Genomic DNA, 18,441 nt, shown 5'->3' on the forward strand with positions numbered 1-18,441 from the left:
TCTTATTCTATCAGCAATATGTAACAAACTCATGACAAAATGGTAGGTTTTATATTACAAGTTTGTAACAATGCGTCTAAAGTGATAGAAAAAACGCAGTTTTTTTTACGATTATGATGAAAAAAGTCTTAATTTGTCTGTAGAGATAGAATAGTAAAAAAGATGTTCTGCTTTTATAAAAATGAAGAAGAAAGAAGCTATGCTATATTCAAATGACATGATAGAATAGACAAGTTAGAAATGAACGGATAAAAAGGGAGTTAGACATCTATGGAAAAACGCTCTATCTCTTCATATTTAAAAGCATGGGTGCGCGCACTTTCAATTGAGATTAATTATATGAAGAAACACGGCGGAGAAAAGTATACGGTAGGAAAAGGAGAGTACTTAGGGCAGCAGGAGGATGCGTATCTTTACCGGTTTGAACGCACAGCCGATTTATACCTTTTTGATGGAGCTCAGGTACGCCTTGTCCACCAGCATAAAGAAAGTAAAGGAGAAGTGATTGGAACAGAAGGGTTTGATCTGTACCTTAAAATAGATGCGTTTATTGGACAAGAAGTAGACGAACTCGATATATATAACGAACCATGGGAATTATTGCAGGCTCTCATTGATAGACTCACGGAATCAAAAGATTACAAGCAAAAAATAGTAAGAATCAAACGTCTTATGAGAGGAGATAGTCCTGTGCGTCATAAGGAGTATACGTCTAAGAACGCTCTTCATGAAGTGTTACTGCGAGCGCGTTATAATCGTACTACTTATATTTGGGGGCCTCCTGGAACAGGAAAAACATATACGCTGTCCAAAATCGCGGCAAGCTATTACCGGAAATCAAAGCGGATCCTTTTATTATCTCACAGTAATGCAGCGGTGGACGGTTTGCTGCAAGAAACTGCGCGTCAGTTAAAAAAGAAAGAAGCTTGGAAAAAAGGAAAACTCATTCGATACGGAGCAACAAAAAGCAGCGGCTTAGAAAATATAAAAGTAGAAGAAGTCATTGGAGAAGATGATCCGGATTTAGCTCAGGAGATGCGTGATTTACAAGAAGAACGAGTTTACTTAAGCAGGTATCCCAATAGAGCACACCAGCTTCAGCAAGTTAACAAAAAGCTAAACGCCCTTCGTAACAAGTGGATGGAAGCGGAGAAAAATGTTTTTGATCAAGCGTATATTGTAGGCACTACTTTATCAAAAGCGGCTATTGACCGATTACTTTATCAAAGTGAATTTGATATGGTTGTGGTAGACGAAATTAGCATGGCATATGCACCGCAAATTGCTTTTGCAGCTACGTTAGGAAAACGAATTGTTGTATGCGGCGATTTTAAACAGCTTCCCCCGGTATCTCAATCTTCTCATGCTGAAGTGAAGAAGTGGCTGCAGCGAGATTTATTTGAGCAGACGGGTCTTGTAGAGCAAGTAGAAAGCGGTGAGATACACCCGCATCTTTTTATGTTGACGAAGCAAAGAAGAATGCATAAAGATATCTCAGCTTTTACCAATCGCTATATTTACAGCAATCGAGTAGCAGATCATCCATCTGTCACAACAAGTCGAGAAGTAGTAGCAAGCAGCCGGCCGTTTGCTCATGAAGCAGCGCTTATGCTTAACATTGGTCATTTGCATTCTTCCGCTATGCGAGATGCTGCTTCCGGCTCACGCTACAATGTGATAACGGCTGTGTTGGCGGTAAGTTTGATGCTGCGGGCAGGCAAAGCTTCTTCGGCTACTCTTGGCTATGTGACTCCTTATAAGTCTCAAGCTAAATTGATCAATGCATTTCTTCAAGATATTGAACCAGCTAGCGATATAATTGCAGCAACCGTACACAAATTTCAAGGGGCGGAACGAGATATCATGATTTTTGACACGGTCGATACAAAGCCGCAGTCAAAACCAGGATTATTTTTAACAAATGAAAATAGCGATCGATTGGTAAATGTGGCGGTGACGCGTTCAAAAGGAAAATTTATTATGCTTTCAGACGAGTTGTTTGCCCAGCAGCGCGTACCAAAAGAGCGAGCGTTATGGAAGTTGGTCAACCACTTTAACGAAAATCAAAAAGTATACCAGCCTCAGGAATTTTTAAAAGAAGTCATTCAGCATCCTAAATTGATTTGGTATCATCCATCGAACAGCAGTCAGTTAAAAAAAGACTTATATCAAGCTCGGCAGCAGATTTTATTGTGTATTCCTTATGCTTCCCTTGTTCCTCAAGAAATACGTGATATGTTAAGTTCGTTTAAAGGTGAACTGACCGTTCTTACTCGTGAACCAACAGAAGTTCGAATTGACGGCGCTCATGTCATTTCATCTCCTGTTCCGATGTCACTGCTTATCATCGATGAATCTACTATATGGATTAATATGCCTTATGGCGGAAAGAATGAAGCGTTTATGGCAGCTAGAATTGAGTCAAAGCTAGGCGCTAAACAGCTTATTCGGTCAATTGACTTTACCGAAGATAAAACAAGAAATCAAGAAACGAAAATGTATATAGAAACAAATAAACCACAATATTCTTTGAGCAATTATCTTCGCAGCTGGGATCGCTGTGAATCTTGTCAGCATATGCGAGAAGTAGAGATAACAAAAAAAGGAAAAGTAAGGTTTATTTGCTATTATTGCGGGAAAACAAGTGGGGCAACACGTTTATTAATGGAAAAATATTTAAACTACGTGCATGCTGTATGTAAAGCATGCAAGCAGCCGATGAACGTAGATTATGATGAAAATAAAGGCGTCTACGCATGTTGTCCATCGTGCAAAAAGGAAGTTTTGCCTAGAGATTTATTGTAACTTTAGGAAAAGGGCGTGATCTTATCGTTTACTCTCGTAATGTAGCGGCTTTAGCTGATTGTTTGCTAGAAGGAAACGTTCAAAAAAGCTGGCTGCTTATTGCTATATATATAGAAGAAGGCCATTCTTCAACTGACGTATACACGTTTCTGACAGAAGCGATGTATGAGATAGGGAAAAGGTGGCAAGAAAATAAAATTTCAGTCGCGGACGAGCATTTGGCTACTGCAACCTGTGACTATGTGTTAACTCGCTTTCAGCTATCACGGCATCAATTGCTTCAGCGCCATCGAGCACTTCTTTTTTGCATTGAAGGAGAAGAGCATTACTTAGGTATTAAAATGATTGCAGGACTTATGAGAGAACAGGGATGGGAAGTTAAAAACTTAGGAGCAAACTTGCCGCTGCCGTTTGCTCTAAAAAGCATTGAAAGATGGGACCCTGATGTAGTGTGCTTGTCTGTCTCCCAAGTGCATTTGCTACCTGATTTACAAAAGTACATTGCTGAGATTGAAAACATGCCGCAAAGTCCTCTTGTATTAGTAGGCAGCAGGCTTCTCAACAAGCATGATTTATCGGCTTCAGGATCTTCAAAAACCATATTCATTAATCATATTCAAGCTTTTAAAGACTGGCTTCTAATCAATAATAAAGAAAGTTCGATGCAAGATAAAATGTTAGTAATGGGGGAAGAAATATGATCAGTTTGCCGATTCAACACATCCCGGTTCCAATGTTTTTACTCAATAAAGACAACGAAATAATTGAATTTACACCAAGCGTCACGAAAAATTTCCCGCCTGTTCAGAACTTTTTAGATCTAGTTGATGAAGACAGCCAAGAAAAAGTAAAAAGAGCACTCCAGGGAAAGGAAGAAGTGCAAATCGAAGTAAATATGCGCACGTTTTCTAACCCGGTTGCTCTTTTTGATTTTCATTTTAAGCCTGAAGCGTATCATTCGCTGCACGCTGTTTTCTGCTATCCTATTCATGAGCATATGATGAGTGTTCAATCAACTCTTCAACAGTTTCGCTCTATGCTTATGCAAGACTCACCACAAGTGAACCAAGATTTTTCAGTCAGGGAAACAGATGTAGAAACGGTGAAAAAAATGCAGCTAGTTGATCTTCAGCGTCATTTTCGAGAAATGAAAACAAATGTGCTAACCATTCAAGACCTCCTAAATATTATCCGCTCCGACGTAATTGAAGCAGGAAAAGGAGAATATATTGAATTGGTCTCTACACATTTGTTTGACATTCAAGATGTAATTAATCAGGAGCTTGAATGTTTAAGGCAGAAGAACAAAGTGCATTAAGAAAGCGGCAATCGGATTTCTACCGTTGTTCCTTTTCCTTCTTCACTATCATACGAAATGCTTCCTTTATGATTACTAATGATTTTGTGACTCACCATCAATCCTAATCCTGTTCCTTTTTCTTTTGTTGTATAGAAAGGCTCGCTAATTCGTGTTAATCGATCTTTCGGCATGCCTTTTCCTTCATCTATCACTTGGACGACTACTTGATTTGTATCTGGATCAAATTTAGATATTACCAGAATAGACCCGGGGTCATCCATCGCTTCAATAGAATTTTTTACCATGTTGATAAATACTTGTTTCATATCTTTTTCAATACAATGAACAACAGGTAATTTTTCTTCAAAATCTGTTGAAATAGTAATGTTTTTAAGAATGGCCTGTGTATGCAGCAGCGTACATACGTCTTGAAGAATTAAATTTATCTGTTTATTTTCATATTTTACGACTTCGGGCTTGGCTAGAATGAGCAGTTCGCTAATAATTAGTTCTAAGCGGTTAAACTCGGACATCATGACATCCATATATTCTCTTTTATACGTTTCTTCTTGCATCATAAGCTGTAAAAAGCCCTTTAATGATGTAAGAGGGTTTCGTATTTCATGGGCAATGCCAGCAGCCAGCTGTCCCAGTGCCGACAACATCTCTGAATTTTTGAGCATCATTTCCGACTGTTTGCGCTGTGAAATGTCTTCGCTTAACCCAATGTAATGGATGATTTCATCCTGATCATTTTTAACAGGCATTAAGGCTAACTGTTCCCAAACGGTTTCTCCGTCTTCTTGAACGTAGGAAATTTCTCCGTTCCATTTTTCTCCTCTGTATACTTCATTCCAAATCTTAGGAAATCTTTTAACCCCCAGCTTTTTTGTATATAAGTCATAGAGGTGTAGCCCAAATACTTCCTGCGGGGCATGCTTTTGCTCCATGAATTTTTGATTAATGTATTTAATTTTACCTTGATGATCGGTAATAAAAATGCCCGTAGGACTGTGAGCGACTGCAAATGATGTAATAGCCAATTCTTCATTTGATCGTTTAATTTCTGTAATATTAATAAACGTAATAACTACACCGTTAATTAAATTCTCATTTGTACGATAAGGCATCATTTTCATGCTGTACCATTGGTTATCATAGCTTTGAATTTCTTTTTGAAGGGTGTTATTTGTTCTTAAAACGTGCATTGCATCCTCGATTAGATGGTCATATCTAAAGTTATGTGAAATATGAAAGAAAGGTCTTCCAATGTCTTGATGAAGAACGTTGATCACTGTTTTCGTTTCCGGCGTAAATAATTTAATATTCAGCTGCTCGTCTAAAAAGATAGTAGCAATAGTTGTACTGATTAATAAATTATCAATATCGTTATTTAAGTCCGTTAATTCTTCAATCTTTCGCTCGTACTGGTTGTTAACACTAATTAACTCTTCATTAACAGACTGCAGTTCTTCATTTGTGGACTGCAGTTCTTCGTTAGAAGCAATCAGTTCTTCGTTTGTGGACTTTAGCTCCTCATTTGCTGTTTCTAGCTCTTCAATCGTCGTTTGCAAATGCTGCTGTGTGTAATGAAGCTCTTGCTCTAAATCTACTACAAGCTCACTAATAGAGCTTGTTTGATTAAGAAACATGGGCTCTTCCTTATCAATAATGGCACCGTCTGTCTGTTCATCAAACATAAGTAAGTAAAGAGAGTGATTTGTTGGAAGGGCAGATATCGTAATATTAAAACGGCGCTGCACGTTGTTTATGACAAATTCAATGTGCTGACAGCATACGCTCATACCTTGTTCTTTTACGCGTTTAATAGCTGCTCCAATGGCTAAAGAGACGTGAACGGGAACCATTTTGAAAATTGTATAATTAATTTTCCCTACAGGAACGTTAATAAGCTGAGTCGCTTCTTTTGAACAAAAGATCACTTCGTTGTATTCATTTAATACAAGACAAGGGCTCATAAAGTGATCAATCATTGACTGATACATCTCATCTAGTTTGAGTGAAGGAAGCGGCTTATAAAGTTGGCTTGGCAGCGGTACGCTAGAAAAATCACCTTCATGCAAGCTGGATTTTGAAAGATTAAAAGCTCCCGTAATTTGTCGGCTGGGCTGTCCCGAACGCTTAAATATTTTCCACTTACTGTTGATAGGGCGGAACAAATCAGACAAATTTCCTGTTGTTTCACTAGGCCCTAAAAAAAGTACGCCTTCTTCTGTCAAAGAAAAATGAAAAAGAGACAAAATGCGCTGCTGCAGTTCAGCTTGGAAGTAAATCATCATATTTCGACAGCTAATTAAATCAACGTTTACAAAAGGCGAGTCTTTTCCTATATTATGCGGGGCAAAAACAATCATTTTGCGGATTGTTTTTTTAACTTGATAACCACCGTGTTTTGTTTGCTCAAAATATTCATTAATCTGAGCTGCTGAGAAGGAATGAACTTCCGCTTCTTCATAAATGCCTTGGCTTGCTCTTTTGATTGCATGACGATCGATGTCCGTAGCAAAGATTCGGACATCGAAATAACGGTTGATTGTTGATAAATAGTCATGAAGCAAAATAGCTAACGTGTATGCTTCTTGACCAGTAGAACAACCTGCTACCCAGATGCGGATTTCATCTTCTTGGCTATGAATCTTTCTTTCAACTAATTGAGGGATGACTTGTTCTTCAATAATAGAGAATGCTTCTTTATCTCTAAGAAATTGCGTCACTCCAATCAGCAAGTCTCGCTGCAGTTCGACGATTTCTTCGGCTTCTTTACATAAATAGTCCCGGTACTCTTCCATCGTTTGAGAGGGAGGATCGAGTAAAGCCATTCTCTTTTCAAGTCGTCGCAGCACCGTGTTTTTTTTGTACATAGAGAAGTCGATGCCTGTTTTCTTCTTTATTAATGAATAAATATATTGCAGCGTTTCTTCATTATATGTAAATTCAGTTTGGCTGACATGCGTTTGCACAAGGTCAGGCATATCAGCAGGAGAAAGAATATAATCAGCAAGGTGTGCATCAATAGCGCTTAGGGGCATATCTCTGTACTTTGCTGTGCTTTCATCTTGTACAAGTACAGTTCCGCCATACTCTCGTATTGTTTTTGCTCCTCCTGTTCCATCATTTCCTTTTCCCGATAAAATAATGGCTGTGCACCGGTGTTTTTTTGCAGCAGCCAAAGAATGAAAAAAGGCGTCAATGGGATACTTCACCTGATCATTTTCTTCATAAGGACGAAGGCGAAGAGTATGATCCACAACGGTCACATAATGATGGGGAGGATTTAAATAAATTGTGTCTTCTTGTAAAGTCATCCCGTCTTGTGTCAGTTTGATATTCATTCCTGTTTTTTTTGCTAAAAGTTCTGGCATAAAACTTTTATATTTAGAGGAAAGGTGCTGCACAATAATAAACGCCATTCCATTTGGTGAAGGCATATTAGCGAAAAACTGCTCAATAGCTTCTAACCCTCCGGCAGAAGCGCCAATTCCCACAACGTGTAAATCCTGTTTCTCTATTCCTTCTGAAGACGATGGAACTGTAGAAAACGAGTTGTTCTTCATAATAGAACCTCCAATAATGTTTCGACACTTCCTAGATTGTATGTCGTTTTGTTTATTTTAACGTCGACAGCACGGCATGGTTTACATCAAAAGTAAATTTTTCAAAAAAAACCAAGATGCTGGTACATAGGTTCATTTTAGCAAACCTATTATATTGTTCAAATAACGTTTTCAAAATTCCTCTATTTTTCGTAAAAAAAATTTAAAGCCCAAACTATATAGTATGCCCTGATTTTCTTTATATAAACGCATTTTTATAAAAAAAATCGGTTTTTTTTACAGAAAAAAATATTTAAAAAAGTTTTGTTTGCGCTTACATATGCATAAGGTTATACGCTCAAGGAGGAAAAAAACGGTTAAATTCAACTTGACACTCTTTTTCAGCGTGTTACTATAGGAACCGTTGAAAGAAACGAGAACAAAAATACGAACAAATGACAGGGGAGATTTGATGGATCAAAAACAAAAAGTTGCTTTTTTAGGTGCTGGATCGATGGCAGAAGCGATGATTTCTGGTATGGTCAATGCAAAGAAATTACCCGCTGAAAATATTATCGTAACGAATCGAAGCAATGATGCGCGACTGTACGAACTTGAAAATAGATATGGCATCAAAGCAGTAAAGCGCAGCGAGCTGAAAACAGATGACATTGACGTTTTTATTCTAGCGATGAAGCCAAAAGGCGCTGAAGAGGCATTAAACGAATTAAAGCCTCAAATCAACAAAGACCAGCTTGTCCTATCTGTTCTTGCAGGGATTTCGTCTTCTTACATGGAAGAGTTGTTGCATGATGAACAGCAGGTCATTCGAGTGATGCCGAATACATCAAGTATGATTCAGCAATCAGCAACGGCTATATCTCCAGGTCAATATGCTGCAATGGATGCTGTGCTAACAGCAAAAGAGCTGCTTTCTGCAATCGGAAAAGTGTACGTGATTGATGAGCCTCAAATGGACATTTTCACAGGAATTGCCGGAAGTGGACCCGCTTATTTTTATTTCCTTATGGAGCATATCGAGAAAGCAGCTAAAGAAGAAGGTCTCGATCCTGAGCTAGCACGTGAAATTGGCGCCCAAACCATTTACGGTGCAGCAAGAATGATGATGGAAAGAGATGAAACGCCGACGGAGCTTCGTGAAAATGTGACGTCTCCAAACGGTACAACAGCAGCTGGTTTAGACGCCTTAGCTAAACACGGCGGCGGAGAAGCAATGATGCAAGCAGTCAAAGGAGCATCAAAGCGTTCAAAAGAAATGAGTGCTCAACTACAAAAAGTGGCAAGTACTAATTAATTCGTCACTTATCTTCTTCGTGAATTCCTCACCACAAAAAAATAATCATAAACAAGAAAACATACAGAACACACTAGGAGTGATTTGATGAGTCCCGACAATAAGAAGCGGGTTGTAATTAAAATTGGAAGTAGTTCATTAACAAGTTCACACGGTGAAATCAGCAGACGGAAGCTCGAGCGCCTTGTGGATCAAGTCGTAGACTTAAAAGACAGCGGTCATGAAGTACTGTTGGTTTCATCAGGAGCTGTAGCTGCAGGATACCGCAAGCTTGGCTGCTTAGAGCGACCTAGCTCTTTGCCTGAAAAACAAGCAGCTGCCTCAATCGGTCAAGGACTATTAATGGAGGCTTATTCAGAACTGTTTCTATCGCATGGGTACGTTGCTTCTCAAATCTTAATTACAAGAGACGATTTTTCAGACGAAAATCGTTACAACAATGCCCGAAATACAATTAACGTGCTGTTAGAACGCGGCATTGTGCCAATTGTCAATGAAAACGACACGGTAACCATCAATCGATTAAAATTTGGCGATAATGATACACTTTCAGCTAAAGTTGCTGGACTAGTGGATTCCGACCTGCTTATTATTTTATCGGATATCGATGGCTTATACAGCGCGGACCCTCGCCAGGATCCAAATGCAAAATTAGTTCCTCACGTAGGGGAAATCACGCAAGAAATCGAAGAATCTGCAGGAGATTCAGGAAGTTCAGTTGGAACAGGCGGTATGCGCTCGAAAATTGACGCGTTCAAAATCGCTATGGCATCAGGAATTCCAGCATTTTTAGGAAGAGCCGGCGTGCCAAACATCTTAACACAAGCGGTTGACGGAGATGCAACAGGAACGTATTTTGAATCTGAAGATGATTCTGCGAACCTTAATCAGAAAAAGCAGTGGATTGCGTTTAACTCTGGTCCTGAAGGGGAAATAGTAGTCGAAGATGCCGCGAAACGTGCAATTATTGAAGATAAAGAGCCTTTACTTCGCGAGCACGTTAAATATATTAAAGGCCACTTTAGTGAACGAGCAGTTGTACGTATTCTAGATAAAGACGAAAATGAGCTGGCTCTTGGCGTGACAAATTATTCATCTGATGAACTTGCACTGAATGAGCCAATTGATCAACCGATTGTAGACAGCGAAGGTCTAGTGTGTCACTTAGAAATTCCAGTACCGGTCGGTTTGTAAGCAAACATGCTGTAAAGAAAAGGAGCCCTTCCTTTTCTTTGCATGATTGCATTTACCTCTTATGCCTCACACTTTAAAATCAAACAAAACTAAAACGAATCCAGGAGTGATTTGGTGTTACAAACAAATGAAAAGTATTCAGTAGAAGAACAAGCTATTTCAGCAAAAAAAGCAGCTAAACAATTAAGTTTACTAACAACAGAACAAAAAAACGATGCGTTGTTAACGATTGCCTCTACACTTGAAAACAACACGGAGTATATTTTAAAAGCAAATGAAGTAGACTTAAAAAACGGGAAAGAAAAAGGGTTTGACGAAGCGCTGATGGATCGCCTTGCTCTTTCAGCGGAACGTGTAAAAGAATTTGCAAACGGCCTTCGTGAAGTTGCTGAGTTAGATGATCCAACAGGAGATGTTTTATCAAACTGGACATTGGATAACGGTCTAGATGTAAAGCAAGTACGCGTGCCTCTTGGCGTTATCGGAATGATTTATGAAGCACGTCCAAACGTAACGGTAGATGCAACAGGGCTAGCGTTGAAATCTGGAAATGCCATTGTGTTAAAAGGCGGCTCTTCAGCTATTTCATCTAACCAAGCTATTGTGGACATTATTCATAAAGCTCTTGATGAAACGCCAATTCCTAAAGAAGCGGTACAGTTTATTTCAAGTACAGATCGTGCGGCTACGCAAGAATTATTTACAATGAAAGAGCATATTGACGTGCTAATTCCGCGCGGAGGGGCTTCGTTGATTCAAGCGGTCGTCAATAACGCAACGGTTCCTGTGTTAGAAACGGGAGTCGGAAACTGCCATATTTATATCGATGAACAAGCTGACGTTAAGAAGGCCATTCCGATTTTGATAAATGCAAAAACAGATCGACCAGCGGTGTGTAACGCAGCAGAAACGGTTCTTGTACACAAAAACTGGCTCGATTCTCATAAAGATGAATTGATTCAAGCATTCAATGATCACAATATTGAAGTATATGGTGACAAAGCGACAGTAGGTGAAATTCCTGGAGCAAAACCAGCGGCTGAAAAAGACTGGGCTGAAGAGTATTTGCGCTTAGCGATCGCGATGAAAGTAGTAGAAAGTGTGGATGAAGCGATTGACCATATCGAAACATATGGAACAAAACACTCTGAAGCCATTATTTCAGAAGATGAACAAGCCGTTTCACGCTTCATGTCTTTAGTGGATGCAGCGGCACTGTATCATAATGCATCTACGCGTTTTACTGACGGAGGAGCTTTAGGATTTGGAGCTGAAATTGGGATTTCAACTCAAAAGCTTCATGCACGCGGTCCAATGGGACTTCCTGCGCTTACGACAATTAAATATATTATGAGTGGAAACGGACAAACTCGATAAGAAATGAAAAGCGAGCCTAATCATGTGCTCGCTTTTTTTTTTGAAAAGACAAGTAAATGGAAGCTGATTTGTAAAAAATTATAAACTCTGTTATAATAGTAAAATATATAATTTTTGTGATCTTCATTTTTGTTCTTTTCAGACTATCCCGTTGTTTTAAGAAAAGCAACTGCTATCTGCTTTGTTATAACTTCATTTTTATTTTAGTCTTTCAAGACGCCGTATGTATTCCTCAAAGATTGATTTACGGATGTATAGTATCACTTTATCTTGCGCCATTTACCACATTTACACGCTAAGTTAATCTTCATTTATTATCCACTTAAAAAGTACTGTTTAAAGGAGACGATGTGTATGTATAATCGTAAAAATTTAGAGCCGGCTGTTATTGAAGAAACAAAAGTTTGGGAATGTACATCAGATACGTGTAATTGCTGGGTTCGAGATAACTTTAAAAGCGGAGATCAGCCAACTTGTCCAATTTGCAAAAGCGAAATGAAGCAAGCTGTAAAAGAACTGCAGGTTATTCATAATCCTAGAGTCATTGATTAATAACTTTTAGGAAGACGTTTTTTGAAAGGGGTTTGTGGATGTTTCTAGGAATTGATCATGTTCAGCTTCTTGGTCCAGAAGGATGCGAGCAAGAAGCAAGAAATTTTTATGAAAATCTTTTAGGAATGAAAACTGTTCTTAAGCCGGAAAATTTAAGGCACAGGGGCGGCATATGGTTTCAATGTGGGACTCAAGAAGTGCATATCAGTATTCAAGATGACTACATACCTGCTAAAAAAGCGCATCCAGCTTTTGTCGTGGAAGATATCAAGACGCTTAGATGTAAGCTGGCAAATTCTGGTTGTGTTCTTTCTGAAGAAGAGCCTATTGCAGGGAGAGAACGTTTTTTTGTCCATGACCCGTTCGGAAATCGATTAGAATTTTTACAATATGACAAATAAAAGACCTCCAAGCGGAGGTCTTTTATTTTAGGGCGTTATCTAAATACGTATATACCGTTTCTTTGCTAACTAATACTTCATTTTCTCTGTCTTTATCTTTTTGCCACTTTTCCCGTGCTTTTGCTAATACTTCTTCGGCTTCATCCTTAGGAATGACAATGACTCCACCGTCGTCACCTGCAATAAAATCCCCAGGACGGATCTTCACGCCTCCGCAGGAAATGATCTCGTTTACCTTTCCTTTTTCTTTTTTGCTGCTTGCTGCAATCGTAGAGCCCTTGCAAAATACGGGGAAATTGAGCTTTTCAATATCTTCTTGATCTCGTATAACACCATCGAGTACAATACCGCTTATTCCAACAAGCTTCGCCATGGCTACTACGAAATCTCCTGCTAAGGCACGGTTGCAGTAGCTTTTTCCATCAATGACGAGCACGCTTCCAGGCTCCGCTAGTCGAATCGCTTCAAGCACTGAGTAATTATTGCCAGCAGGCGTATCTACGGTAAAAGCTGGCCCAAATAGTTTGTAATGACGCTGCAATGGCTTAATAGAAAAGTCTAAGTGGTTTGCACCTTCCATTGCATCTGATAAATTTGCTGTTGATAATGGGAGCTGTTCATTCAACATCGTATCTCTCCTTTTTGATTATATTCTATCTATATTCATATAAGAGAAAGCTCTTATTTATGAAAGGGCAAGTATATAATATGAAGTATTGAAGACGAATTAACTACAAACGTGCAATGTTAGAAGCTTTCAGAGACAAATTTCATCCATTCACTAAATCTTTTTCCTGTATGTTATTCGTCATATAAGTATATAGATCCTTTATTGTTACTGTTTGAATGTCTCTATTACCAAGAATTTCTTGAATCTTTTTAAACTTCAATCAAGAGGGAAGTAGTTTTGGGACGTAAAGAATGGAGTGTAACAATTGTATTCCAGGATGTTTTTTGTACGGGTTTTAATAGGGAAAGAACAGAATTTCTTCTGGGAAATCTAAGAATGGAGCAGAGAAATTTTGATCATAATGAAAGGAGAGTTAGTTATTTAGGAGATGACAAGATGATTTATATTTATAACTGCTACGGAGGCACACATTCATCAGCATTGGCAGCTGCTTACCATCTGAAAAAGCTCCCTGCTAATAGAGAACCAACTGATAAAGAAATATTAAATATTGATGTTTTTAATAAATTGACTTCTAAGGATATGGGGAAGTTAATTTTTCATGGATATGATGAAGAAAAAAATGAAGTATATACATTAGGGAGAGGGTCTTCAAAAGTAGTAGTTCCTGCTATGTATGAGTTAGCCAATTTGCTAAATAAAAAAGGAGAATTACAAACGAAAATACTTTTTTCCAATACATCTCCCACCGTACCCTTATCTATGACACTAGGAGGTTTGTTCTCAAGAAGGTTAAAGATTAATGTAATAGGTGTTCCTTTATTAATAATAGGTGCTAAGCAGGCCCATAAAGACATTATTAAATTAGTGGAGCAAACAAAGAATTCTGCAAAAGTCACTACCTCAAAAATAGAAATTTTAGATAATGTTTTCGGCGAAGTGTAAAATAAGCTATATATAATAAAGATGAAGGACCTTTGTTAGTTTTATGAATGCCTTTGATTTATACTTAACTGATGTTATATAAGCAAGAAATACGTGCAAATGTTTAATCCTGTGAACATTTGATGTAGCTTGATGCATTTTTATATAAAAAAGTGAAACCTTTTGGTATGATGAAACGTAGGAACATATATGGAAATCATATATGAAAAAACATATGTGACGTTAGTCATTTAGTGGAGGGAAAACAATGGTAAAAAAATTATTGGCCGCATTTATCGCATTAGCGGTTGTGTTTTCACCAGTCGGTGGATCACTTATTCATGACGGTTCAAACGTAGCAAGCGCAAAAGGGTATAAGTCAGGAAAGCGCTCTTTTGACAGCGGAAGCAATAACCAATCAAGCTTATTTAAAAACAATAACAGCAACTCTGTTAAGCAAAACAATACTTCTAAAAACTCATCATCTAAAAGTACAGCGGCTAGCTCAAAGCGCGGCGGCTTAATGAAAGGTCTTTTAATGGGAGGAATTGCGGGCTTATTATTCGGAAGCTTGCTATCTAGCTTAGGACCATTAGGCCCAATTTTAGGCTTTATGGTAAATATGCTTGTGATTGTAGCTTTAATTCTTCTTGTAGTAAAGTTATTCCAAAGCGTACGTAGCAACAAGCGTAAAAATGAGGAAGTGAAATCTTGGAGACAATAAAAATTTCTGAACAAGATATTATCAATGCGATGTGTTTGTATATCGCAGAAAAAAAACAAGTTCAGCCTCAAGAAGTAGAGATTGAGCTAATGTATGATGATGACTACGGTTTTTCAGCAGAGTCATACGTACATGATCGTAAGCAGGTTCATATTACTTTGAACATTATTGAAGCGCTGCGCTTCTGGCTGGATACGGAAATGAACGTAGACCCATACGCAGCAGGACTAGAACTGGAATTAGACGATGAAGAAGGCATTATCGCTTTTGCTAAATTAAGTCGTTAAAGAAGCCTTCAATAAAAAAACCGCTCACTTGAGCGGTTTTTTTATTATGATTTTAACTGTTCGTTGGAACTGGACTTATCGCGTTTTTTAGTGAAAAACCACCAGTTGGCATCTCCAAGCAATTTCATAAGAGAAGGGACAAGAAGCATTCTGACAATCGTTGCATCGATAAATATAGCTAAAGCAATTCCTACACCCATTTGTTTAACAGGCGTTACGTCTGTAAAAGCAAAGGCTCCTGTAATCACGATCATAATTAAAGCAGCGCTCGTAATAATTTTACTAGTGGAAGCTAAGCCTTCTACCGTTGCTACATTATTATCGCGGGTTTGATGATACACTTCATGAATGCGCGAAATCAAAAAGACTTCGTAGTCCATGCTGAGTCCAAATACAAGGCCGAAAACAAAGACTGGCAGCACTAAAGCAATATTAGATTGAGTAAGACCTAAATGTCCATTTTGAAACAGCCATACAAGTAAACCAAACGTAGCTGTTAAGCTTAAAATATTCATAATGATAGCCTTTAAAGGAATGAGGACAGAACGAAAAGCAATCATTAAAATGACATACGTTGAAAATAAAACAAGAGCCAAACCATATGGAGCTTTTTCATAAATTTCATCGAATATTTCTTGTTCAAATTTTGGATAGCCGCCAATATGAACGGTGAAAAGTGAATGTTTGTCTTTCCATTTTCGAACAAAATCTTTTGCTTCATCTGAATTTTGGTCTGTATCTAGCGTAGCTTTTATAAGCATATAATGTCCGTTAATGAACGAATCTACAGCTGGCTTTGTCTGCGCACTTATCTGCGGGTTTTCCAGCATAGCTTGAAGCTGATCACTTGATTTTACATTTAAAGCGGTAGAAATAGAATCGACTTGCTTAATTAACGCATCTTCTTTTAATTGTTTTATAAAAGTAAAGGCATTTGTTAAAGGCGTTTCATTCAGCATATCTTGCTTAGCTTCTAGCACAAAATAAACGTCTGCCGTGTTTTTATTTATAAACGTATCGTTATACGTGTCAAAAGCTTGACGAGACTCGTATTTTGTTGGCAGCGCTTCTGAAGACGGTATTTCTAGATGCATGTCTCGAACGGGAATAAGTGCTACTAACAGAATGATAAGAGAAACAATCGTCATAGTTACAGGCTTCTTCATAACAAATGTAGCGAATGAACGCCACCTAGACTGACCGCCTTGTTCACTGACTTTTAAGATGCGTAAACGATTAATGCGTGTACCTAATATAGCCAGTATGGAAGGAAGCAGCGTAAGAGCTGAAAACACAGCAATAAAAACAACAGCCATTCCTCCAAGAGCGACGTTTTGAAAAATATCCACTTGAATAAACAGCATTCCCGCTAATCCAATAAATACGCATAATCCTGAGAAGATGACCGAGCGTCCCGCTGTTTGAATGGTGATTTTGATTGCTTGTTCTACCGATTTTGTTTGAATTTCTTCTTTAAAGCGATTAATAAATAAAAGGGCAAAGTCAATACTAAGAGCTAATCCAATCATTGGAATCACATTTAAAATAAAGATGGACAGCTCTGTGTACGGATGAAAGAAATAGACAACGCCCATGGTGGTAACAACGGTTACAATTCCTATCATAAGAGGAATTGCAGCGGCTACCACGCCGCCAAAAGCTAGAAGGAGTACAACTAAAGCAACAGGAATACCGATGGCTTCTGCTTTTGCTAAATCTGCTTGGCTTGCTGTATTCATATCTTTTTCAATAATAGGACCACCGGTTAATTTTACACTAACTTCTTTTTCATCAGCTGAAAGAGTTCTGATCTTTTCCACTCGTTTATCCATCGTTCCATCATCGTGATTAAAGTGGATAATTCCATACGCTGTGCTTCCTTTTATCATCTTGTTAGAAGCCGTTGGTATGTCAACTTTCGACGCGTCTGATTTGTCCTTTGCTTTTTGCATATACTGAGCGATTGTTTGCTGGAATTTCGAGTCAGAAACTCCGTCTTTTTTTTCAAACAAAACGATGATCTGAGCTTCGCTAACATCAAATTTATCAACTAAAAGCTGCTCGGTATCTTTATACATTCCTTTCATTTCAAATCCGTTTCCTCCCAGCACAGAAGGAAGCTTAGCCGCATAAAAGCCAAATCCGACAATTAGGATGATCCACAGTATTAATAAAAATTTTCTGCCCGCATATAATGCGTTCGCTACTTTATTCATATTAGCCTCCCATTTTTTGTACAGTTACTAGACTATTTTATACTAACAGTTATTGTAATTAGAAGAAGTATTGTGTTTTTTTGTTTTTATTGCCTGAAAAAGCTTTTTAGATAGATGGGCAGAGGTGTTTCCTCAGCAAAATCGTGTTTATGTTTCAGGAGATTTAGGGAACACTGTACATAAATGCACGAAGGGGGATTTAAAAAGATGCAAATGAAACAGCCAGCTAAAATGACGAATAGTTACGGGTGTAAAAATGAGTATGATACATTAAAACGTGTGGTCGTTTGCCCACCTACATATATGAAAATTGAAGAAATTATTAATGAAACACAAAAGCATTATGCGGACGAAAACATTGATGAAAGCTTGGCTTCAAAGCAGCACCGTCAATTTGTTGAATGCCTTCAAAAAGAAGGGGTTGAAGTCATCGGGCTATCTGCACAAGAGCTATTTCCAGAACAAGTATTTACGCGGGATATTGGCTATACGCTGGGAGATACCGTTATTGTCACGAAAATGGGAAGCGAGATTCGAAGTGGAGAAGAACAAGTGCTAGCAGAGTGGCTGCAGCAGCAAGGTATTCCTTTCCATCAGGTACCGGACCATCCCATTGAAGGTGGAGATGTGCTGATTGATGGACAAGCTATTTTTATTGCGCTCAGCGACCGTACAAGTAAAGAAGGCGTGGAGCATATCCAAGAGCTGCTTCCAGCGTATGAGGTTGTTCCGATTTCTATTGATCGGTCTTATCTTCATCTTGATTGTGTGTTAAATATTTTATCACCTACAGAAGCGCTCGTATTTTCACCAGCTTTACATGAGAAAGAATTAAATTTACTTCGCATGAAATATGACTTAATTGAAGTAACAAAAGAAGAGCAGTTTACGATGGGAACCAATGTATTATCCATCGGTAATCAGCGGGTGATCAGCCTGCCAATGAATACAGAAGTGAATGAAGAGTTAAGGAAACGGGGCTATAAAGTAATTGAAATTGATATATCTGAAATTATTAAGTCGGGCGGTTCTTTCCGCTGCTGCACAATGCCTCTTGAACGAGTGTAAAAAAGCTTAAAAAGAAAAAAAGATCTCGGCAATAGCCAGGGATCTTTTTTTGAGGGATGTTGTATAAAATTTCAAGTGAAAGGAACATTAACC

Annotated in this window: 15 protein-coding genes; 12 read left to right on the plus strand and 3 right to left on the minus strand. The window is 38.3% G+C overall.

From position 1 onward, the window contains the following. The first annotated feature begins 270 nt into the window (after positions 1-270). The 3 genes from AC3WJG_RS19035 to AC3WJG_RS19045 are packed head-to-tail and all read left to right on the plus strand — an operon-like array spanning position 271 to position 4,123. A complete protein-coding gene (locus AC3WJG_RS19035) occupies positions 271-2,805 on the plus strand; it encodes an AAA domain-containing protein (protein WP_337134013.1) in 2,535 nt (844 codons plus the stop codon). A gap of 23 nt (positions 2,806-2,828) precedes the next feature. Then, on the plus strand, positions 2,829-3,506 hold the full coding sequence (locus tag AC3WJG_RS19040) for a cobalamin B12-binding domain-containing protein (RefSeq protein WP_272801814.1): 678 nt from the start codon (positions 2,829-2,831) through the stop codon (positions 3,504-3,506). Next, positions 3,503-4,123 (plus strand): hypothetical protein, encoded by a 621-nt coding sequence (locus AC3WJG_RS19045; protein WP_337134012.1) that lies wholly within the window; start codon positions 3,503-3,505, stop codon positions 4,121-4,123. Before AC3WJG_RS19040 ends, AC3WJG_RS19045 begins: the two co-directional genes overlap by 4 nt. Here AC3WJG_RS19045 and AC3WJG_RS19050 read toward each other — a convergent pair. After that, the gene (locus AC3WJG_RS19050) at positions 4,120-7,680 is read right to left on the minus strand and encodes a CheR family methyltransferase (protein ID WP_337134011.1); all 3,561 of its coding nucleotides are present in this window, start codon (positions 7,678-7,680) and stop codon (positions 4,120-4,122) included. The two genes, AC3WJG_RS19045 and AC3WJG_RS19050, sit on opposite strands and share 4 nt — an antisense overlap. A gap of 451 nt (positions 7,681-8,131) precedes the next feature. On the opposite strand from AC3WJG_RS19050, the gene proC reads away from it, so the two are divergent. From proC to AC3WJG_RS19075, 5 genes are all read left to right on the plus strand, one after another. Then, entirely contained in the window at positions 8,132-8,974 is an 843-nt protein-coding gene (gene proC / locus AC3WJG_RS19055; protein ID WP_102812690.1) for a pyrroline-5-carboxylate reductase, read from the plus strand. Positions 8,975-9,061: 87 nt separating this feature from the next. Next, entirely contained in the window at positions 9,062-10,168 is a 1,107-nt protein-coding gene (gene proB / locus AC3WJG_RS19060; RefSeq protein WP_013056988.1) for a glutamate 5-kinase, read from the plus strand. 114 nt (positions 10,169-10,282) lie between these two features. Continuing rightward, complete coding sequence (locus AC3WJG_RS19065) at positions 10,283-11,545, plus strand: glutamate-5-semialdehyde dehydrogenase (protein WP_028408576.1); 1,263 nt, start codon at positions 10,283-10,285, stop codon at positions 11,543-11,545. A 354-nt stretch (positions 11,546-11,899) separates the two neighbouring features. Then, entirely contained in the window at positions 11,900-12,097 is a 198-nt protein-coding gene (locus AC3WJG_RS19070; RefSeq protein WP_013056990.1) for a cold-shock protein, read from the plus strand. Positions 12,098-12,135: 38 nt separating this feature from the next. After that, complete coding sequence (locus tag AC3WJG_RS19075) at positions 12,136-12,498, plus strand: VOC family protein (protein WP_337134010.1); 363 nt, start codon at positions 12,136-12,138, stop codon at positions 12,496-12,498. Between the two features lie 22 nt (positions 12,499-12,520). Here the strand turns inward: AC3WJG_RS19075 and AC3WJG_RS19080 are convergent, their stop codons facing one another. After that, the gene (locus AC3WJG_RS19080; RefSeq protein ID WP_337134009.1) at positions 12,521-13,126 is read right to left on the minus strand and encodes an RraA family protein; all 606 of its coding nucleotides are present in this window, start codon (positions 13,124-13,126) and stop codon (positions 12,521-12,523) included. A 438-nt stretch (positions 13,127-13,564) separates the two neighbouring features. On the opposite strand from AC3WJG_RS19080, the gene AC3WJG_RS19085 reads away from it, so the two are divergent. The 3 genes from AC3WJG_RS19085 to AC3WJG_RS19095 all read left to right on the plus strand — a co-directional run bounded on the left by AC3WJG_RS19085 (position 13,565) and on the right by AC3WJG_RS19095 (position 15,064). After that, a complete protein-coding gene (locus AC3WJG_RS19085) occupies positions 13,565-14,074 on the plus strand; it encodes a DUF3189 family protein (RefSeq protein ID WP_043982658.1) in 510 nt (169 codons plus the stop codon). A gap of 247 nt (positions 14,075-14,321) precedes the next feature. Continuing rightward, a complete protein-coding gene (locus AC3WJG_RS19090; RefSeq protein ID WP_013056993.1) occupies positions 14,322-14,777 on the plus strand; it encodes a hypothetical protein in 456 nt (151 codons plus the stop codon). Further along, positions 14,765-15,064 carry a YxcD family protein gene (locus tag AC3WJG_RS19095; RefSeq protein WP_013056994.1) on the plus strand — a complete coding sequence of 100 codons (300 nt, stop codon included), beginning with the start codon at positions 14,765-14,767 and terminating at the stop codon, positions 15,062-15,064. The genes AC3WJG_RS19090 and AC3WJG_RS19095 overlap by 13 nt, the downstream gene beginning before the upstream one ends. 44 nt (positions 15,065-15,108) lie before the next feature. Here AC3WJG_RS19095 and AC3WJG_RS19100 read toward each other — a convergent pair whose 3' ends face one another. Further along, a complete protein-coding gene (locus AC3WJG_RS19100; RefSeq protein WP_337134008.1) occupies positions 15,109-17,280 on the minus strand; it encodes an MMPL family transporter in 2,172 nt (723 codons plus the stop codon). Positions 17,281-17,487: 207 nt separating this feature from the next. On the opposite strand from AC3WJG_RS19100, the gene AC3WJG_RS19105 reads away from it, so the two are divergent. Continuing rightward, positions 17,488-18,348 carry a dimethylarginine dimethylaminohydrolase family protein gene (locus AC3WJG_RS19105; RefSeq protein ID WP_337134007.1) on the plus strand — a complete coding sequence of 287 codons (861 nt, stop codon included), beginning with the start codon at positions 17,488-17,490 and terminating at the stop codon, positions 18,346-18,348. Positions 18,349-18,441: the final 93 nt, after the last annotated feature.

This window comes from Priestia sp. FW507-14D1A (assembly GCF_058781295.1).

Bases quoted from the DNA above. Each gene is read 5' to 3' on its own strand.
- AC3WJG_RS19105 (WP_337134007.1), top strand. From the start codon at position 17,488: ATGCAAATGAAACAGCCAGCTAAAATGACGAATAGTTACGGGTGTAAA.
- AC3WJG_RS19075 (WP_337134010.1), top strand. From the start codon at position 12,136: ATGTTTCTAGGAATTGATCATGTTCAGCTTCTTGGTCCAGAAGGATGC.
- proC (WP_102812690.1), top strand. From the start codon at position 8,132: ATGGATCAAAAACAAAAAGTTGCTTTTTTAGGTGCTGGATCGATGGCA.
- proB (WP_013056988.1), top strand. From the start codon at position 9,062: ATGAGTCCCGACAATAAGAAGCGGGTTGTAATTAAAATTGGAAGTAGT.
- AC3WJG_RS19050 (WP_337134011.1), bottom strand. From the start codon at position 7,680: ATGAAGAACAACTCGTTTTCTACAGTTCCATCGTCTTCAGAAGGAATA.
- AC3WJG_RS19080 (WP_337134009.1), bottom strand. From the start codon at position 13,126: ATGTTGAATGAACAGCTCCCATTATCAACAGCAAATTTATCAGATGCA.
- AC3WJG_RS19070 (WP_013056990.1), top strand. From the start codon at position 11,900: ATGTATAATCGTAAAAATTTAGAGCCGGCTGTTATTGAAGAAACAAAA.
- AC3WJG_RS19100 (WP_337134008.1), bottom strand. From the start codon at position 17,280: ATGAATAAAGTAGCGAACGCATTATATGCGGGCAGAAAATTTTTATTA.
- AC3WJG_RS19090 (WP_013056993.1), top strand. From the start codon at position 14,322: ATGGTAAAAAAATTATTGGCCGCATTTATCGCATTAGCGGTTGTGTTT.
- AC3WJG_RS19035 (WP_337134013.1), top strand. From the start codon at position 271: ATGGAAAAACGCTCTATCTCTTCATATTTAAAAGCATGGGTGCGCGCA.
- AC3WJG_RS19045 (WP_337134012.1), top strand. From the start codon at position 3,503: ATGATCAGTTTGCCGATTCAACACATCCCGGTTCCAATGTTTTTACTC.
- AC3WJG_RS19085 (WP_043982658.1), top strand. From the start codon at position 13,565: ATGATTTATATTTATAACTGCTACGGAGGCACACATTCATCAGCATTG.